At 64.5% G+C, this 14,760-nt stretch carries 17 protein-coding genes; 12 read left to right on the top strand and 5 right to left on the bottom strand.

The genetic code is table 11. The annotated features are described in order from the left end of the window. The first annotated feature begins 26 nt into the window (after positions 1-26). The 5 genes from F562_RS0102010 (at position 27) to F562_RS0102030 (ending at position 4,613) form a co-directional block, all read left to right on the top strand. Entirely contained in the window at positions 27-1,025 is a 999-nt protein-coding gene (locus F562_RS0102010) for a sugar ABC transporter substrate-binding protein (RefSeq protein ID WP_040385160.1), read from the top strand. After that, positions 1,022-2,053, top strand: a complete 1,032-nt coding sequence (locus F562_RS0102015; RefSeq protein ID WP_018155246.1) for an ABC transporter permease — start codon at positions 1,022-1,024, stop codon at positions 2,051-2,053. Before F562_RS0102010 ends, F562_RS0102015 begins: the two co-directional genes overlap by 4 nt. Further along, positions 2,050-2,883, top strand: coding sequence for an ATP-binding cassette domain-containing protein (locus F562_RS0102020; protein WP_018155247.1), 834 nt, complete (start codon positions 2,050-2,052; stop codon positions 2,881-2,883). The genes F562_RS0102015 and F562_RS0102020 overlap by 4 nt, the downstream gene beginning before the upstream one ends. 66 nt (positions 2,884-2,949) lie before the next feature. Next, entirely contained in the window at positions 2,950-3,915 is a 966-nt protein-coding gene (locus F562_RS0102025; protein ID WP_156822479.1) for a hypothetical protein, read from the top strand. After that, positions 3,912-4,613: a hypothetical protein gene (locus F562_RS0102030; protein WP_018155249.1), complete on the top strand. Its 702-nt coding sequence runs from the start codon at positions 3,912-3,914 to the stop codon at positions 4,611-4,613. The genes F562_RS0102025 and F562_RS0102030 overlap by 4 nt, the downstream gene beginning before the upstream one ends. Here F562_RS0102030 and F562_RS17720 read toward each other — a convergent pair. Then, on the bottom strand, positions 4,594-5,139 hold the full coding sequence (locus F562_RS17720) for a TetR family transcriptional regulator (RefSeq protein ID WP_018155250.1): 546 nt from the start codon (positions 5,137-5,139) through the stop codon (positions 4,594-4,596). The two genes, F562_RS0102030 and F562_RS17720, sit on opposite strands and share 20 nt — an antisense overlap. A gap of 88 nt (positions 5,140-5,227) precedes the next feature. Between F562_RS17720 and F562_RS0102040 the strand changes: the two genes are divergently transcribed. Genes F562_RS0102040 through F562_RS0102055 form a run of 4 tightly spaced genes read left to right on the top strand, consistent with a single transcriptional unit; the run spans position 5,228 to position 7,443 of the window. After that, positions 5,228-5,818 (top strand): biotin transporter BioY, encoded by a 591-nt coding sequence (locus F562_RS0102040; protein ID WP_040385183.1) that lies wholly within the window; start codon positions 5,228-5,230, stop codon positions 5,816-5,818. Next, positions 5,815-6,498 carry an energy-coupling factor ABC transporter ATP-binding protein gene (locus tag F562_RS0102045; RefSeq protein ID WP_018155252.1) on the top strand — a complete coding sequence of 228 codons (684 nt, stop codon included), beginning with the start codon at positions 5,815-5,817 and terminating at the stop codon, positions 6,496-6,498. Before F562_RS0102040 ends, F562_RS0102045 begins: the two co-directional genes overlap by 4 nt. Further along, positions 6,495-7,085 (top strand): energy-coupling factor transporter transmembrane component T family protein, encoded by a 591-nt coding sequence (locus F562_RS0102050; protein ID WP_018155253.1) that lies wholly within the window; start codon positions 6,495-6,497, stop codon positions 7,083-7,085. Before F562_RS0102045 ends, F562_RS0102050 begins: the two co-directional genes overlap by 4 nt. A 22-nt stretch (positions 7,086-7,107) precedes the next feature. Next, positions 7,108-7,443 (top strand): YnfA family protein, encoded by a 336-nt coding sequence (locus F562_RS0102055; RefSeq protein ID WP_018155254.1) that lies wholly within the window; start codon positions 7,108-7,110, stop codon positions 7,441-7,443. On the opposite strand, the gene F562_RS0102060 is transcribed toward F562_RS0102055, so the two are convergent. Beyond that, on the bottom strand, positions 7,440-9,104 hold the full coding sequence (locus F562_RS0102060; protein WP_018155255.1) for a phospho-sugar mutase: 1,665 nt from the start codon (positions 9,102-9,104) through the stop codon (positions 7,440-7,442). The two genes, F562_RS0102055 and F562_RS0102060, sit on opposite strands and share 4 nt — an antisense overlap. Then, a complete protein-coding gene (locus F562_RS20700) occupies positions 9,104-9,937 on the bottom strand; it encodes a purine-nucleoside phosphorylase (RefSeq protein ID WP_026180931.1) in 834 nt (277 codons plus the stop codon). The genes F562_RS0102060 and F562_RS20700 overlap by 1 nt, the downstream gene beginning before the upstream one ends. A 30-nt stretch (positions 9,938-9,967) precedes the next feature. On the opposite strand from F562_RS20700, the gene F562_RS0102070 reads away from it, so the two are divergent. After that, a complete protein-coding gene (locus F562_RS0102070; RefSeq protein WP_169333354.1) occupies positions 9,968-11,380 on the top strand; it encodes an NAD(P)H-quinone dehydrogenase in 1,413 nt (470 codons plus the stop codon). Positions 11,381-11,407: 27 nt separating this feature from the next. Here the strand turns inward: F562_RS0102070 and F562_RS20705 are convergent, their stop codons facing one another. Beyond that, positions 11,408-11,572, bottom strand: coding sequence for a hypothetical protein (locus F562_RS20705; RefSeq protein WP_018155258.1), 165 nt, complete (start codon positions 11,570-11,572; stop codon positions 11,408-11,410). Positions 11,573-11,689: 117 nt separating this feature from the next. On the opposite strand from F562_RS20705, the gene F562_RS17725 reads away from it, so the two are divergent. Next, on the top strand, positions 11,690-11,989 hold the full coding sequence (locus tag F562_RS17725; protein ID WP_018155259.1) for an antitoxin: 300 nt from the start codon (positions 11,690-11,692) through the stop codon (positions 11,987-11,989). Between the two features lie 7 nt (positions 11,990-11,996). Here F562_RS17725 and F562_RS0102085 read toward each other — a convergent pair whose 3' ends face one another. After that, complete coding sequence (locus F562_RS0102085; RefSeq protein ID WP_018155260.1) at positions 11,997-13,769, bottom strand: acetyl/propionyl/methylcrotonyl-CoA carboxylase subunit alpha; 1,773 nt, start codon at positions 13,767-13,769, stop codon at positions 11,997-11,999. 105 nt (positions 13,770-13,874) lie between these two features. On the opposite strand from F562_RS0102085, the gene F562_RS0102090 reads away from it, so the two are divergent. Next, positions 13,875-14,723, top strand: coding sequence for an aldo/keto reductase (locus F562_RS0102090; RefSeq protein WP_018155261.1), 849 nt, complete (start codon positions 13,875-13,877; stop codon positions 14,721-14,723). Positions 14,724-14,760: the final 37 nt, after the last annotated feature.

Consider the following 14,760-nt stretch of genomic DNA (forward strand, 5'->3'; position numbering starts at 1 on the left):
ACGGGTACCGCGAGAGGACAGAATCGATGAGTCAACGCAGGCAACGGCAGGTCATGGTCATGGTGACCGCTAGTGCACTTGCCCTGGGGCTGGCAGCCTGCAGTGCAACCGGTGGCCGTAAGGCGCTGGAGGAGCGGGAAAACGCTTCTGTCGGTTCGGCGGGAACTCCCACGATGACCGTAGCGATGGTGACCCATTCGGCGCCTGGCGACACTTTCTGGGACATCGTGCGCAAGGGCTCGGAGGATGCGGCCAAGAAGAGCAACGTCAAACTTGAATACACGGCCGACCCCGAAGGCGGGAAGCAAGCCAATCTCGTACAGCAAGCCATCGACAAGAAGGTCGACGGAATTGCCATCACGCTGGCCAAGCCCGAGGCGATGGCAAGCGTCGTCCGCAAGGCTACGGCGGCGGGTATTCCGGTCGTGGCGATGAACGGTGGCATGGACAAATACGCCGACCTCGGGGTGCTGTCGTTCTTCGGACAAGACGAGCGGGTGGCAGGCGAGGCCGCAGGGAACCGGGCCAAGAAGGAAGGCTCGAAGAAACCCCTCTGCGTGATTCACGAACAAGGCAACGTGGGCCACGAAGAGAGGTGCGCCGGCGTCAAGGCGAAGATTCCCCAGACCCAGATCGTTTACGTCAACGGCAAGTCCTCCTCCTCCATGCAGTCCGGGATCACGTCCAAACTGCAACAGGACAAGTCGATCGACTACGTGATCACCTTGGGTGGCCCTATCGCCCTGGTCGCGGTGAAGGCCAAGAGCGCGGCAGGGAGCAAGAGCAAAATCGTCACCTTCGACACCAGTGCAGACGTCATTGACGGCATCAAGAACAACGACATTCAGTGGGCCGTCGACCAGCAGCCGTACCTGCAGGGCTATCTCGCTGTCGACCAGCTGTGGCTCTACAAGAACAACGGAAACATCGTCGGCGGCGGCAAGCCGGTGCTCACCGGACCCGCGTTCGTGGACACCAAGAACGCGGCGTCGGTGGAGAAGTTCGCGGCGAGCGGTCGGCGATGAGTACGGCCAGCGCCGCCGAGCATCGCGTCACCGAGCGATCACTGGCCATCCGTGTGCTGCGGCGGCCCGAGGTGGGGTCGTTGATCGGCGCGGTGATCGTGGCGATTTTCTTCCTCATCGTGGCGCCAGCGTTCCGCAACCTCGACAACCTAGGAACCGTGCTCTACGGGGCCTCGATGATCGGGATCATGGCAGTTCCGGTCGCGTTATTGATGATTGGCGGCGAGTTCGACCTCTCGACGGGCGTTGCGGTCACGTCCTCGGGCCTGTCGGCAGCACTCCTGGGCTGGTACTTCAACTTCCATGTCTGGGCGGCGGTGTTGCTGGCGCTGTTGGTCTCCCTCGCCGTCGGGGCGTTCAACGGCACGATGCTTAATCGCACTCGATTGCCCTCGTTCCTGGTGACGTTGGGCACCTATTTCATGCTGCAAGGCATCAACCTGGGTATGACCCGTTTGGTCACGGGAAACGTTGCCTCCAACAGCATCAGCGACATGGCCGGATATGACTCGGCGAAGGCCTTCTTCGCCTGGGAGCTCCAGCTCGGGTCGGTGACGATCCGCGCGACGGTCTTGTATTGGTTGTTGCTCACCGCGATCGCGTCGGTCGTGCTGCTCAAGACCCGCTTCGGCAACTGGGTGTTCGCTGTCGGTGGAGATGCCGAAGCGGCCCGTGCCGTGGGCGTACCGGTCAACCGCGTCCGGATCATCCTGTACATGTTTGTGGGGTTCTGCGCGTGGGTCGCAGGTATGCACACACTCTTCCAATTCGGACGCGTGCAATCCGGTGAGGGCATTGGCCTGGAGTTCATCTACATCATCGCCGCGGTCGTCGGCGGATGCTTGCTCACCGGTGGCTATGGCTCAGTGGTCGGGGCCTCGGTCGGCGCGCTGATCTTTGCGATGACCGAACTCGGGATCAATTACGCCGGATGGAACCCGGACTGGTACCGCACCTTCCTCGGCGTCATGTTGGTGTTGGCGACCCTGGCCAATGTGTGGGTCAAGCGGAAGGCGGACGCGCGATGAATGCCCCCAAGGAAGCCACCACAGCGCCGACTCATGAGAGCGGCCCGACGACGTCCATCCTGCAGTTGCGGGACGTGGGCAAGGCCTACGGCAATATCAACGCGTTGGAGGGCATCAACCTGACGGTGCAGCAGGGGGAGGTGACCTGCGTTCTGGGTGACAACGGTGCGGGCAAGTCAACGTTGATCAAGATCATGGCGGGCCTGCATGACTATGACGCGGGTCAGATGCATGTCGGCGGCGAGCTACGGCATTTTGATTCACCGCGCGACTCGCTCGACTCGGGCATCGCGACGGTTTACCAGGATCTTGCGCTCGCTCCACTGATGTCCGTGTGGCGAAACTTCTTCCTCGGCAACGAAATTCGCAAGGGGCCGCTGCGCCTGCTTGACGCGCGGCAGATGGCCAGGATCGCTGGAGAAGAGCTGTCCAAGATGGGCATCGACATCCCGGATTTGGACCGACCAGTGGCCTCGCTGTCCGGAGGCCAGCGCCAGTGTGTGGCGATTGCCCGAGCGATCTACTTCGGCGCCAAGGTGATTATTCTCGACGAGCCCACGGCAGCCCTAGGAGTCAAACAGTCTGGCGTCGTCCTGAAGTACATCGTGAAGGCTCGCGATGCTGGGCTTGGCGTCGTCTTCATCACCCATAACCCGCATCACGCCTTTTTGGTGGGCAACCATTTCGCGGTCCTCAAGCTCGGCCGCTTGGTGCTGGACGAGGAGCGTAAGAACCTTACGCTCGATGAGTTGACATCGCAGATGGCCGGCGGTGACGAGTTGACCGCTTTGACTCACGAGATCCGAGAGATCGACGGCGAACCAGCCTGAAACTCTCGTGAGCCTCCCGTGAGGGCGCGGTGTCGTGAGGCGGCCGTCGCCGTTACGGTGGCGTACGTGCGAAGGAAGTCATCCCAAGTCACGCCGACCGCAGCCGTGGACTCCGCCGAGGCGACGCGGGTCCGGCGCCGCGTGCAGCGTCTGGTCGATATCAGTGCGCGGGTGGGTACCTACCGCGACGGGTTGGACGACGCCTCGCAGAAGCTGTCGGACCACGAGGCCACGATCATTGGCGACCTCGAGCGTTATGGGCTGGATTTGCTGCAGTTGGAGGAACTTCTGCGCGGTGGACATGTCCTGGTCGACGCGCCAGATCTGTATGAAAAATGGCGTTTCCCCAAGTCGCGAGAGCGGTTGTCCAGCCATCACAAGACCATCGACAAGGCCGAATTTCCTGACCTGGGGTTCAAGGGTCCACTGGTCCGCGAGAAGTTGCACGGCCGGACGGCAACCGGGACCTGGGTTCAACTGGAGAAGACGCCAGCGGCGATGGGTCACGGCTTCAAGCTGCCGACCTACCACGACGTGCTCCACCTGTGGGACTTCATCGTCTATCGGGTGACCAAGAGCAACGTGGGGCCATGGGGTCTGTCGAAACAAACCGAGCGTCGGCCGATGTATCTCGCGCCGTCGATGGTTGCCACGGTGCCGGTGCCTGCTCGTGCGCAGGCGGAACTGCTAGGCGCCTTGGAGGCCATCGAAGACGCCGACGATCAGACCTCGGCCGCACCCGACCTGGCTCATAGGTTCCCCGCACCCGAGCGCAAGGACACCTTGGCGGAGCTGCAATTCCTCCCGGGCAACAGAAACGGTCGGGGATTGTTCGGCGCGTCCGAGGTCCACATCAAAGCGGCGCCTCGAACATCGGCGCACGACGCGCTGGACGCTGCACATCGTGTGCTGCCGCAGTGGGAACTTCCCGATGCCGGGACGTATGAGCCGATCACCGTGACGGCCGGTCGGCGTGAAATCAGGACTGTTGTCAGGCGACTGGCTGCCAGCGAGCAGCAGGAGGACACATGACCAACGCTCAGACCGATGAGATCCCGCAAGAGACTCTCGACGCTTTGGTCGAACTCGTCGGCACCGGGCCGGTCCCGCTCGGCGGCTACACCCTGGCAGAGATCGATGCCGTTGGTGGCATCCGGCATTTGCTGGAAGAGCAACCGGCCGACGCGCTCATCGCCGAGGCCGTACGCTCGCTCGCCGCGCGCAACATCATCAGTACAGATGAAGGCTCGGATCAGTTGAAGATTCGTGGCGACCTTGGCATCGCCACAGCCTTCCAGCACCGCTCACGCGTCACGGTTGACGCACGGGTCACTGGATCCGAGCCGGACCGGCCCTGGCGGTTTGTCCTGATGCCGCAACCGGAGGGGATCACCCTGGAGGTGCTGATCGATGCGCTCGGAATCCACTTCTATTCCCTGCGCGAGACGACGGACGCGCTCGATCGGCTTTGGGAGCGGTTGCCGTCGGGTGATCGCGGCGACACATCGAGCCAGGCGGATGAGGTCTTAGCGGCGAGCCCGCGGACGGCCTTGATCAGCGTCAACCGGTGGGATGGGCAGGGAGACTTGGGCACTCACGATGTGGTGCTGGCTCAGGATGACGACACCTGTCACGTCTTCGTGCGTGACCCGGAGTCTCCAAAGAGCCTGGTTGCGGCGGGTCTAGACAACGATGAATGGCGCCAGCTCGTTACTGACAGACTCCCCTGACGATGAGGGTCAGTGCCGCTTCGTACGCCTGATCGGCGTTGCCGATCCGCGCGGGGACAGCCCCGTGTTCAGCCATGGTGGCGTGTGTTTGTTCTTCGAGCGTGAAGCCAATCACGAAGTGCAGCAAGGCATCTCGGGCGGCATGAGCATGCGCTTGGGGGTGATTCGCACTCTCTACGATCTCCACAACCCGTTTGCCCAGGTCGCTCGTGTCAAGCATCGCGGCTCGGCCAGCGCTGACCAGTTCCGCGCCATCGCGTTGCGCGAGAAGGGTGTTGCGCAGGTCGAGGCCAAGGCGGTGCAGTTGCCGGTCCCAGCGCAGCCGGCGGTCCGGCAGGGGAACTTCGGCGAGAAGATCATCGGCGAGTTCGGCCAGGAGCGCCTGCTTATGCGGAACGTGCCAGTAAATCGCACCCGGAGCCACGCCCAGTTCTTTGGCTAGGCGCCGCATCGTCAGGTCGCCGAGTCCAAATTCGCGGACAATGCCCCGCGCCGCGTGCAGGACGTCGCGACGCTGGAGAGGCATGCCGATACTCTACGCAGGTGCTCTCTTGAACGCTGTTCAATTCGGAGCATCTTTTCCTCGTGTTCGCTCAACGTCATTCGGAGTCCTCGTGCCACGTTTCTCGCCCCGCGACCTCGCCCTCGCTGCGATGTTTGCCGCGCTCATCGCGGTACTCGGTATGCCTGGGGGGCTGACCTTTTTCGGCGCCGTACCGATCACGCTGCAGAGCTTCGGCTACATGCTGGCTGGTTGTTTGCTCGGACCGTGGCGTGCTGCCTTGGCGATGGTCATCTTCAACCTGCTCCTCATCGCCGGTATGCCCATTGCCGCAGGTGGGCGGGGCGGCATCGGAGTCCTCGCCGGTGCCAGCGGCGGCTATCTGATCGGCGCGATCTTCGGCATGTTCGTGACCGGGCTACTGGCCCAGCAGGTGCATCGGCGCAAACTCACCGGTGCGGCCCAACTTGCCGGGCTCATGGTGGCGTGTGTCGTCGGCTGCATGGGCGTCGTCTACCTTGTGGGGATTCCGTGGTCAGCGTGGCGCTTGGACTCGGGACTCCTTGGGGTCGCGCAGGCAGCAGTGCAGTTCTTGCCCGGTGACCTTGTCAAGGCTGGCTTGGCGAGTGTTGTCACCGTTGCGGTGGTGCGCGCATACCCACCGATCGTGGCCGACCGCACGACATCGAAAGTCGTTGCGTGATCGAGCTCGACGCGGTCTCCCACCGGCTGGGGGAGCGTGCTGTCCTGCGCGACGTGTCCCTGCAGTTGGACGAGGATCGCATCGGGGTCATCGGAGCCAACGGCTCCGGAAAATCGACCTTGGCCCGTACCTTCAACGCCTTGGTCGTCCCCGATGAGGGGGAGGTCCGGGTCAACGGTCTCGATGTTCGCAAGCGGGCCCGGGACGTACGCCGTCAGGTGGGCTTTATGTTCACCGATGCCGGGTCGCAGATCCTCATGCCCACGGTTGCCGAGGACATTCAGCTGTCATTGCGCGACCTTCCAATGTCTAAGGCGCAGAAGGACGCTCGTAGCCGGGAGGTGCTCGACAGATTTGGCCTGCAGGACCACGCCGATCACCCCGCTCAGTTGTTGAGCGGGGGGCAGAAACAGTTGCTGGCTTTTGCCAGCGTGCTGGTGCGTGACCCGCAGATCCTGGTCTGCGATGAACCCTCCACCTTGCTTGATCTCGCCAATGTGCTGCACTTGCAACACACGCTCGCGGACCTGCCGATGCAGGTCATCCTGCTGACTCACCACCTCGAACTGCTCGATGACTTTGATCGAGTCGTCGTGCTCGACGAAGGCCAGGTCGTGGCCGACGGGAAGCCCGCGCACGCGGTCACCTTCTATCGCGACCTCATGGCATCACGAACATGATCGGCAACTACGTCCCCGGTTCCAGTCTGTTGCACCGCGTCGGCGCAGGCGGCAAGATCCTCGCGACCTTGGCGTTGATGACCGTGCTGGGGATCTATCCGCGATGGTGGCTGGTGACAGCTGCCGTAGCCCTCCTGGTGGTGGCCTACCCCTTGGCGCGACTCCCGTTGCGCGCCTTGGTGCGGACGCTCCGCGTGGTCCTCATTTTCGCGGTGGTCCTCGCTGCCGTTCAGGTCTGGTGGCAAGGTCCGGCCCGCGCGGTGGAGATCGTGGGACAACTCGTGGTGGCCGTACTCGCGGGCAACCTGGTCATGATGACGACCAAGGTCAGCGACATGGTGCGAACCATCTCCGTCGTGGCGGTTCCGCTGCAGCGGTGGGGAGTCCGGCGCGACCAGGTTGAGCTGGTCCTCTCGCTGACAATCGGCTGCATTCCGCGGGTGGCGCGAGCGATGACCACCGCCCGGGAAGCCGCCCGCGCTCGCGGGGTCAAACCTCGCCTTCGGGTGATCGTGCCGAGCGTCGTGGTCGCCCTCGTCCGGGAGGCGGATCAGATCGGCGAGGCGATCGTGGCGCGCGGCCTCTGACCGCCGGTGCGATGATCGACCCATGGTTGTCGCCCGATCCCTGATCCTGTTTGGCCTCGCTGCCGTCGCCGAGATCGGTGGGGCCTGGTTGGTATGGCAAGGGGTGCGTGAGCATCGCGGCTGGCTGTGGATCGGCGTGGGCGTGATTGCGCTCGGGATCTATGGATTCGTCGCAACACTCCAACCAGATGCCAACTTCGGACGGATCCTCGCGGCGTACGGCGGTGTCTTTGTTGCGGGTTCGCTGATGTGGGGCATGGCCGTGGACGGTTTCAAGCCAGACCGCTATGACGTCATCGGCGCCTTGATCTGCCTGGTCGGCGTCGCCGTCATCATGTATGCCCCACGGCCTGGCTAGATCGCCGTGAGTTGGCCCATGGCCGAACGCACCGCGGCTAGTCGGCGGCGCGCCTCGAGCCGTGCCGCCGTGAGGTCTTCGCCAACCTCCACGACCGCTTCCAGGTAGACCTTTAGCTTGGGTTCGGTGCCGCTGGGTCGAGCGATGATGCGGGAACCATCGGCGAGGTACCAGCGCATGCCCTCGGTCGGAGGGAGCCCGCCGTCGCCGAGCGCGAGGTCATCGGTCCGGTTAATGGCTTGCCCGGCAAGGGTGGTCGGCATCTGCGAGCGCAGCCGTTCCATGATGCGCCCGATCAAGGAGAGATCTTCGACACGCACCGAGAACGCATCAGTGGCGTGCACGCCGTGGTCGCGGGCGATGTCGTCGAGAACGTCCAACAGTGTGCGACCTGAGGCCTTCAATCGAGCGGCCATGGCGGCGATCAGCAAAGCGGCGCTGATGCCGTCCTTGTCGCGGACCAGATCCGGCGCCACGCAATATCCCAGTGCTTCTTCGTACCCGTAGGCCAATCCTGGGACGCGACTGATCCATTTAAAGCCAGTCAAGGTTTCTTCGTGGCGCAGGCCTGCCGCGGCTGCCATGGCGCCAAGCACCTGTGAGGAGACAATGGAGCAGGCGAGCACGCTGTCCGGCGGGGTGTCTCCGGCGCTCAGTCGGGCGATCACTTCGTGGCCGAGCAGCGCGCCAACTTCGTCCCCGCGCAACATGCGCCAGCCGCTGCCAGGGTCATCGACCGCCACCGCGCAACGATCGGCGTCGGGATCATTGGCAATCACCAGGTCCGGCTTGGTCGTGCGCGCTAGGTCGAGCGCTGCGTCAATCGCGCCGGGCTCCTCGGGGTTGGGAAAGGAGACTGTCGGGAACTCCGGATCCGGATCTGCTTGGCTTGGAACCCCTCGTGGCGCAGGGAATCCCGCGCGATGGAATGCTTCCTGCACCGTGTCGTGACCCACGCCGTGGAGAGAGGTATGAACGATGTTGACGTCCCGCGGGGCGTCGGCTGGCACGACCGAGGCGACAGCCTCCACGTAGGCATCGGTGAGGTCGTCCCCCAGTGTCTGCCAACCATCGTCAGCGATACGAACGGAGGCCGCCGTGGGGAATCGCTCGATCGCGGCGGCGATCTGGGAGTCAGTCGGAGAGACGATCTGTGATCCGTCCCCGAGGTACACCTTGTAGCCGTTGTCCTGCGGCGGGTTGTGCGACGCGGTCACCATGACTCCGGCATCGCAGCCGAGGTGGCGAATAGCGAACGCCAGCACGGGAGTTGGCAGTGGCCTTGGTAGCACCACGGCGCGGCCACCCGCAGCGACCACGACGCCCGCGGTGTCGCGCGCGAAGACATCCGAGTTGTGGCGTGCGTCGAACCCGATCACGACGCTCACGTCGCTTCGCCCCAGTGATTCCTGAAGGTAGGCGGTCAGTCCAGCGGCGGCACGGCGTACGACGACCCGGTTCATGCGGTGTGGGCCAGCACCGAGGGCGCCTCGCAACCCGGCGGTTCCGAATTCCAGCATGCCTTGGAAGCGGTCCTGCAGATCCGCAACGGCGCGCGCATCACCCGACTCGGCCGCGGTCAGGACCGAATCCAACTCAGCGCGGGTCTGGGGGTCCGGGTCATCGGCCAGCCAGGCGCGCGCGGCGGCGAAAACGTCCATCAGATCTTCGCCACCACCGCGGCCAGCAAGGTGCCGCAGCGCTCGGCGGCCGCCTGGCCAGCGTCGATCACCTCTTGGTGAGAGAGCGGTGCGTCAGAGATTCCGGCCGCCAGATTGGTCATGAGCGACAGGCCCAAGATGTCCATGCCCGCCTGCCGCGCGGCGATGGCCTCCAGAGTGGTGGACATGCCGACCAGATCGCCCCCGAGCGTCTTCACCATCTGCACCTCCGCGGGTGTCTCGTAGTGCGGTCCGGGGAGCTGCACGTAGACCCCCTCGTCCAGATCCGGGTCCACGGTCTTGGCTAGTTCGCGTAGCCGCGGGGTGTAGAGGTCGGTGAGGTCAATGAACGTGGCGCCCTCAAGGGGCGAGACCGCGGTGAGGTTGAGGTGGTCTCGGATGAGGACCGGAGTGCCGGGCGTCCACGCCGGATTGAGTCCTCCTGCGCCGTTGGTGAGCACGATCGTCGAGCAGCCAGCGGCGGCGGCGGTGCGTACCCCATGCACGACGGCACGAATGCCCTTGCCTTCGTAGTAATGAGTGCGCGTTCCGAAGACGAGGGCGCGCCGGTCGGTATCGCCGATCCGAATCGATCGCATGACACCCGAGTGACCTTCGACGGCAGCCTTGCCAAAGCCGGGCACGTCGGCATTGTCGATCTCCTCGACGGTCTCACCGATGAGATCGGCGCTCTGATTCCAGCCGGATCCAAGGACGAGCGCGACGTCGTGCTTCGCGGTGCCGGTGCGATTCGCGATGACCTCAGCAGCGGCCTTGGCAACATCGAATGGGTCGGTCTGGGGGTCGGCGAAAACGCCCGAATGGGTACTCACCAGACACACCGTAGTCACCAGAATGGTTGGATGGGACCCGTGAGTTCCCGCAAGCAGTCCATCGTGTTCATCGGCGGAGGGCCCGGCGGCTACGAATCCGCACTGGTCGCGGCCCAACTCGGCGCAGATGTCACGGTGGTTGACCGTGATGGTCTCGGCGGGGCTGCGGTCCTGACGGACTGCGTCCCGAGCAAGGCGCTCATCGCGACCTCCGACTTCATGAGCCGCTTCAAGGCGGCGGGCCGCCTGGGCGTCGGGTTCGAGGGGACCGGCGATGACCAGCACGCGGAGGCCCACCTCAGCGCGGTTAACCGGCGCATTCTCACGTTGGCCAAGGCCCAGAGCCGGGACATCCAAGCCCAGGTAGAGAGTGTCGGTGGCCGGGTCATCCAAGGGACGGGGCGGATCAGTGGTCCACGTGAGGTTGAGGTCACTCCCGACGATGGGGAGGCCCGGACGCTGAAGGCCGACATGGTGCTGGTCTCGGTGGGCTGTACGCCGCGTGTGTTGCCTAGCGCCATGCCCGACGGCGAGCGCATTCTGACCTGGCAGCAAATCTATGACCTGCAAGAACTTCCCGAGCACCTGATCGTGGTCGGGTCCGGTGTCACCGGCGCCGAATTGGCACATGCCTACCTCGGCCTGGGATGCGAGGTGACGTTGGTGTCATCGCGCGACCGGGTCCTCCCGGGTGAGGACGCCGATGCGGCAACCGTGATCGAGAACGTCTTCCGTCGCCGCGGTATGAAGGTGCTCAATCGCTCCCGAGCCTCCGGCGCGCGGCGCGATGGCGACGGTGTCGTGGTCAGCCTGGAAGATGGCCGTGAGGTGCACGGTTCCCATGTGCTCTTGGCTGTCGGTGGCATACCGCAGACGTCGGGACTGGGACTGGAAGAGGCCGGTGTTGAGGTCAACGATGGCGGCTACATCCAGGTCGATCGGGTGTCTCGGACGGCCGCGCCCGGAATTTACGCGGCGGGGGACTGCACCGGAATCTTGCCGCTGGCATCCGTGGCAGCCATGCAGGGGCGTACCGCCGTTGCGCACTTCCTTGGCGACCACGTGGCACCGCTGAACCTGCGGGGCGTCTGCGCCAACATCTTCACCGACCCCGAGATCGCGACGGTCGGCTACTCACAGGCCGATATCGAGAGCGGAAAGGCCGACGGCCGGATCGTCACCCTGCCGCTGTCGACTAACCCGCGCGCCAAGATGCGCAACATCAATGATGGTTTCGTCAAACTCTTCGCTCGACCTGGCAGCAATACCGTGATCGGAGGCGTCGTGGTGGCCCCGCAAGCCTCGGAGATGATTTATCCGATCGGGGTCGCGGTACAGAACCGGCTCACGGCCGAGCAACTTGCCAGCACCTTCTCGGTGTATCCGTCGATGAGCGGGTCGATCGGTGAGGCAGCACGCCGCTTGCACTCGCTCGAAAGCTGAACCCCCACAGCCGATCTCACCCACCGACTACTGCGAGTCGCGCTCATCCCGATGCCGGGCGGGATCTACCTGCTCAGGCAGCAATCCGGCTCGTCGCCACGCTTCGTGGCGCTGCTGACGCAGTCGTGGCCGCAGTTTCACGAAGGCGACGATCATCAGCACGATCAGGATGAGTATCGCGACCTTCATCATGGGGTGAAGGGTACGCCGGGTCGGACGCGGTGGCTGATGGCGATGGACTCAACGAGCTGATCACAGGTGGGATGACTACTGTGAGCCGCAGATTCTGACCGACTCCGAGGAGAACCAATGGCACTCAGCAAGTGGATCAACAAGGCCAAGGCCTACGCGCAACAGAACCCCGACAAGGCCAAGCAGGCGATCGACAAGATCGGCACCACGGTCGACAAACAGACCGGTGGCAAGTACCGCGACAAGATCAACAAGGCCAGCGACTCCGTCGGCGGCGCGCTGGGTGTCGACAAGCAGCCGGGTCAGGTCGACGGTCAGCAGCAGGCGCCGAAGCAGGATGGCGGGCAGCAGCCCAAGCAGGATGGCGGGCAGCAGCCGCCGCAGCAGGGCAGCGGAAGCACCCCTCCGGGTCAGTAGTTGGCGGTCAGGCGCCGGAGATCTGCGCGATCACGGCGCCTGCGCTGACGGTCTCTCCGACGGCCAGGGACAAACCCTCGACCACCCCGTCCTTGTGCGAGGTGATGGGCTGTTCCATCTTCATGGCTTCCATGACCACCACGGTGTCGCCCGCTTTGACGGTGGCCCCGTTCTCGACCGCGAGCTTGACGATGGTGCCTTGCATGGGCGCAGTGAGCGAGTCGCCTGAGGCGGCCGCCGTGCCGCCTGCGGCACGCGAGCGCTTGGGCGCCTTCTTGCGTGCCGGCGCGGCGCCGCCACCAAGTTGGAGGTCGCCAGGCAGGGAAACCTCGAGGCGTTTTCCGCTCACCTCGACCACGATGCTCTGCCGCGGTGCTGGGGTTTCGACCTGACCAGGAGCGCCGGCGTACGGCTCGATCTGGTTGTCGAACTCGGTTTCAATCCAGCGGGTATGAATGCTGAACGGAGTCTGGGAGTCGCTCGGGGCGAACGCCGGATCAGCCACGACGGCACGGTGGAACGGCGTGACCGTGGGCATGCCGTCAATCTCCAGTTCGGCGAGAGCCCGCCGCGCGCGCTCTAGTGCCTGCTGGCGGGTCGAACCCGTCACGATGAGTTTGGCAATCATCGAATCGAAGGCGCCCGCAACGGTGTCGCCTTCCACGATGCCCGCGTCCCAGCGGATGCCTGGCCCCTGCGGAACAACCATGCGGGTGACGGTTCCGGGCGCAGGGAGGAAGTTTCGACCGGCATCTTCGCCGTTGATGCGGAACTCCAACGAGTGACCGGAGGGGGCCGGGTCGTCGTAGCCCAGGGCCTCACCGGCCGCGATGCGCAACTGCTCGCGCACCAGGTCGATGCCGGTGACTTCTTCGGAGACAGGATGCTCGACCTGCAGGCGGGTGTTGACCTCAAGGAAGGAGATGTGACCGTCTTGCGCGACGAGGTACTCGCATGTTCCGGCGCCTACATAACCGGCCGCGGTCAGGATCGCCTTTGAGGCGCGTACCAACTCGGCATGTTGGTCGTCGGTGAGGTACGGCGCGGGGGCCTCTTCGACGAGCTTCTGATTGCGTCGCTGCAAGGAACAGTCCCGGGTCGAGACGACGACGACGTTGCCGTGGCTGTCGGCCAAGCACTGGGTCTCCACGTGCCGCGGCTTGTCCAAGAACCGTTCGACAAAGCACTCGCCGCGCCCAAACGCGGTGACGGCCTCGCGGACTGCGGAATCGAACAGTTCGGGGATTTCTTCGAGGGTGCGGGCCACCTTGAGACCGCGCCCGCCGCCCCCGTATGCAGCCTTGATGGCCACGGGGAGACCATGCTCCTGGGCGAACGCGAGAACCTCGTCGGGCCCCGCGACCGGGTCCTTCGTTCCGGGTACGAGCGGCGCCTGAGCCGCCAGCGCGATGTGCCGCGCCTTGACCTTGTCGCCCAGCGAGTCGATGGCTGCGGGGCCGGGGCCGATCCACGTCAGGCCGGCATCGATCACCCGCTGCGCGAACTCTGCGTTCTCGGCCAGGAAGCCGTAGCCCGGGTGCACAGCGTCGGCGCCAGACTGTTGCGCGACCTCAATCAACTTGTCCTGCAATAGGTAGCTGTCTGCGGGTGTCGTGCCGCCGAGGGAGTACGCCTCGTCGGCGACGCGTACGTGCAAGGCGTCGCGGTCGGGGTCGGCGTACACCGCGACCGAGCCGACGCCGTGGTCAGCGCAGGCACGAGCGATGCGGACCGCGATCTCTCCGCGGTTGGCGATGAGGACTTTGCGCAGCGATGGCATGGCTCGCACTCTAACGGCCTCGAGGAGACATAGGTCATACGCCTTGGGGCGGATTGCGATGGTGGTTGTGGGCATAACGAGCGGGCGTTGTTGGTTGCGCGAGGTATGGCTGAAACGAACACGAATGTCCCACTTGTTGACCTCCGTACGGGATCGGGCACCACGCCCTTGCCGCAGTTGGGTTTTGGTGTCTGGCAGGTGCCTGACGAAGGTGCCTCAGACGCGGTACAGGCCGCCCTGACCGCCGGATATCGCAGCATCGACACCGCAGCCATCTACGGCAATGAGGCAGGAGTCGGTGCCGCTCTGGCCGCAACCGACGTGCCACGCGATGAGATTTTCCTGACCACCAAGGTGTGGAACGACAACCAGGGCCGCGAGAAGACTCTCGCCGCCATGGAGACCTCACTGGAAAAGCTCGGCCTTGACCAGGTCGACCTCTACCTCATCCACTGGCCCACCCCCGCCCACGACACCTACGTCGAGACCTGGAAGGCGCTCCTTGAGTTGCGCGACGCAGGCAAGGCTCGCGCGGTCGGCGTCTGTAACTTCGAACCGGAGCACCTGCAGCGCCTGCTCGATGAGACCGGCGAACTTCCGGCGATCAACCAGATCGAGCTGCACCCGCGGTTGCAGCAGCGTGAGCTGCGCGAGTTCCACGCCAAGCACGAAATCCTCACCGAGGCTTGGAGCCCGCTCGGCCAGGGTGGCGACATCCTCAAGGACCCGGTGATCGTCGAGATCGCCGAGCGCGTGGGTCGTACCCCTGCCCAGGTGATCCTGCGGTGGCACCTGCAGATCGGCAACGTCGTCATCCCCAAGTCGGTGACCCCGTCCCGCATTGCGGAGAACTTCGACGTGTTCGACTTTGAGTTGACCGACGCCGACCTCGCAGCGATCGAGCAGTTGGACAGTGGCGACCGCCTCGGCCCGAACCCGAACGAGATGAACTGACGCTCACAGTCCGTCGATAGACCATCGAGTCGGGACG

This window comes from Demetria terragena DSM 11295 (genome assembly GCF_000376825.1).
GTDB classification, from domain to species: domain Bacteria; phylum Actinomycetota; class Actinomycetes; order Actinomycetales; family Dermatophilaceae; genus Demetria; species Demetria terragena.